Genomic DNA, 3,430 nt, shown 5'->3' with positions numbered 1-3,430 from the left:
GGTGTCGGGGTGGCCGCCGGCGCCGTGGTGCTGGGCCGCGTCGTCGCGACAGGCGGCGGCGTCACTGCCGCGCTGGACGTCGGCGCCGGCGTCGGTGTCGGCGCGAAGGTCGGGATCGGCGTCGGCCGGCTGAACGGCGCGACGATCGGCCCCGATGGCGGCGGGGTGGGAGTCGGCTTGGGCTTGGGCGGCAGGGTGAAGCCGCCGAGATCGGGAATGGACGATTGCGGCGGCGTGCTGCCGGTCGACTGCGCAGCCGCCATCCCCGGCAGCACTGCCAACCCCGCGAGCAACATGCTCGCGCGCTTCAAAACTCCAAAACCCCTCATCGACCCCATCAATTGCACGATCTAGCTGAACCTCCGCCGACCAAGCGGCGAAAAAAGCTCCCCTAGCGCATCAATTGCGGCGGGGCGAGCGGCACGACCGGCAGCCACACCGCGCTCGGCGTCTTTCCGCCACGCATGATCGTCACCGTCGCCTTCTGATAGTCCGACTTCTTCGCGTAAAAGATGTTGGGGACGTATTTCTGCGGGTTGCGGTCGTAGAGCGGGAACAGCGTCGATTGCACCTGGATCATGATGCGATGGCCGGGCTGGAAGACGTGGTTCACTGCCGGCAGGCGGAACTTGTATTCCTGCACCTTGCCCGCCGGGATCGGCGACGGATTGGCGAAGCTGTCGCGATACCGTCCGCGGAAGATGTCGAGGCTGATCGCCAGCTGATAGCCGCCCATCTTGGGATCGGCCGGGTTCTCGGTCGGGAAGACGTCGATCACCTTGACCACGAAATCGCCATCGGTGCCGGTGGTCTTGGCGAACAGGTCCGCCATCGGCACGCCCGACACGCGCACCGCCTGGTCGAGCACCGGGCTCTCATAGCTCAACACGTCGGGCCGGCCGTCATACGAGCGCTGGTCCTGGACCAGCCAATCGCCCCAGCGGCCGTCGTTGAAATTGACCGGACGCGGCAGGTGCGGGACCGGCTTGGCGGGATCGGAGACATAGCTGTCGCCACCCTCCCCGCGTTTGTCGAAGCCGAGACCGTCATCGCCCTGCATGTAGATCGGCTTGAGCGGCGACGGGCAGCCGGTCTCGCAGGCCAGCGGCCAGGCGTTGAAGCGGTCCCAATGGTTTTCGCCGGTATTGTAGATCGTCGCCGCCGGCACGCTGACCGCCGGGCCGTCCTTCAGATATTGATTGAAGAACGGCAGGATCATGTCCTCGCGATATTGCGCCGCGGTGTCGCCGTTCCACTTGAACGGCCCGAGCTCGGAACCGACGCGATTGATCTGGCTGTGCCGCCACGGCCCCATCACGATGAAATTGTTGCCGGCCTTGCCCGCCTTCACCAGCGATTCGTAGCTGTGAATCGCGCCCCACATATCTTCCTGGTCCCACAGCCCCTGTTCCCAGATCGTCGGCACGTCGGACGGGTTCTTGGCGAGCAATGTGTCGAGCGCCTGCCCCGACCAGAAGGCGTCATAGGCCGGGTGCATCGACATGCGGTTCCAATAGGGCAATTGGTCGTAGCCCGATTTCTTCGCCCACTCGCCGGCCGAGCCGATCTCGCGGAAATTGTCGTAATCGTCATACCCGCCGGTCGGCGGCGCCTTGCCCTCGCCGCGATAGCCGGTCTGCGCGCCGAGCCAGGCGATATTGGCCAGACGGAACGCGCCGTAATGGAACCAGTCGTCGCCCATCCAGCCGTCGATCATCGGGCTCTGCGGCGCCGCGACCTTGAGCGCGGGGTGCGGATGGAGCAGCGCCATAACCACGGTGAAGCCTTCATAGGACGATCCGATCATCCCGACCTTGCCGTTGGATTCGGGCAGGTTCGCCTTGTTCACCAGCCAGTCGATCGTGTCATAGGCATCGGTCGTGTGATCGACCTTGGTATCGTTGAGCGGACCGACCACCGGGCGCGTCACGACATAGCCGCCTTCGGACCCGTATTTGCCGCGAATGTCCTGATAGACGCGGATATAACCGTCCTTGACGAAGATCTCATCGGCCAGCGGCAGGGTCGCGAGCATCGACGCGCTGTCGGCGCGCTTCGCCCTGCCCTTGGCGTTGTACGGCGTGCGCGTCAGCACGATCGGCGCGTTGGTCGCGCCCTTGGGAATGACGATGACGGTATAGAGCTTGGTCCCGTCGCGCATCGGCATCATGACTTCGCGCTTGATGTAATCGGCATCGGCGGCGACCGGCGGCGTGAACTTGGCCGGGACGTCGTCCCCCTTGGGCGGCCATATCGGCACCTGCTGCGCGAGCGCGGGAGTGAATGCGAGAGCGACCAGAGGCAATAGCGCCAACTTCTTGATCATGCGACAGAGTCTCCTTGGGAGGGTTGTAGCGTCCTAGGACGCTACGGCACTGGGATGCAATCGAATCCGTCGTGGACCAATCTCCGTCATGCCGGGGTGACGGCTTCACCCGCAGCATACAAAAACGCCCGCCCCGGAGGTCCGGGACGGGCGCCTTTTTGCCTGAGGGAGCGTCAGGCGTGTTGCGGTTCGCCGCGCAGTTCGGCGCCGACATTCTCGTGCATCGACGAACGGCTGAGTTCGAGCGGATCGAGGCCCGAGCCGCCTTCTTCGGGCGTGACACCGATCGTGAACGACGCCGAGGTGCGGCCTTCGCTGCCGTCTTCGAGCGTGTACCGGGCATCGGCGACGATGATCGGCCGGATCGTGTCGGGCAAATTCTCGCCCATGTCCGACTTGAGCAGTGCCAGCGTGGCGTCGATCCGCTTGCCCTCACCGGGCTTGATCGTGACGGGATCGGTCGTCGCATCGGACGGCGGGCTCAGCAACAAGCGCTCCATTTCGGTCCCATTGGGATCGCTCGACAGCAGGAACGTCGAGATGCGCACGTCCCGAGCGGGAACGGTGCCGGAATTGCCGACGGTCAGCTCGATTTCGACCAGCGCTTCGTCGACATTGGTGCCGGCACGGACCGGGCGCATGGCGAATTCGAGCCACGGGCGCTCGGCGACCGGCGCGGTGCCGGCGGTGAGCTCGGCCACTTCGTCGGCCGGCGGCGTCGACATCTCGACCGCATCGGGCGCGGCGACGATCGGCTCCGCCACAGTCGCGCCCAGCGGTGCGCCGCGGCGCAGATACTCAGGTTCCTTGCGCGGCTCGACTTTGGCCACCGCGACGGGTTCGATCGCCGGGGCAACGGCGACGGGTTCGGGCTGCGGCTCGACATAGGTGTCTTCGACATAGGCCGGCTCTTCATATTCATACTCACGACGACGGCCGCGCATGGCGAGCGCCGCGCCGAGAATGGCCGCGAGCAACGCGATACCGCCGGCAACCCATGCCCAGAACGGCACTTCGGTGGTAGTGGTGTTCGACTGCGTCGACGTCGTGTCGGCGGCAGGCGCCGCCGGTTCGCTGGCCGGCGCGGCGGCGGGCGCTGGAGCC

Annotated in this window: 2 protein-coding genes and 1 pseudogene; 1 reads left to right on the top strand and 2 read right to left on the bottom strand. The window is 65.9% G+C overall.

The genetic code is table 11. The features are described from left to right. A partial coding sequence (locus SAS01S_RS22945) for a hypothetical protein (RefSeq protein ID WP_169804999.1) occupies nucleotides 1-354 on the top strand: 354 nt, incomplete at its 5' end. Between the two features lie 37 nt (nucleotides 355-391). Here the strand turns inward: SAS01S_RS22945 and SAS01S_RS21680 are convergent. Continuing rightward, the gene (locus SAS01S_RS21680; RefSeq protein WP_066813260.1) at nucleotides 392-2,326 is read right to left on the bottom strand and encodes a CocE/NonD family hydrolase; all 1,935 of its coding nucleotides are present in this window, start codon (nucleotides 2,324-2,326) and stop codon (nucleotides 392-394) included. A 173-nt stretch (nucleotides 2,327-2,499) separates the two neighbouring features. Further along, nucleotides 2,500-3,430 (bottom strand): annotated as a pseudogene (locus tag SAS01S_RS22940) (hypothetical protein); the annotation flags it as partial.

The sequence above is a fragment of the Sphingomonas asaccharolytica NBRC 15499 genome (genome assembly GCF_001598355.1).
GTDB classification, from domain to species: Bacteria; Pseudomonadota; Alphaproteobacteria; order Sphingomonadales; family Sphingomonadaceae; genus Sphingomonas; species Sphingomonas asaccharolytica.
This window is presented reverse-complemented; position numbering and strand designations above follow the sequence as displayed.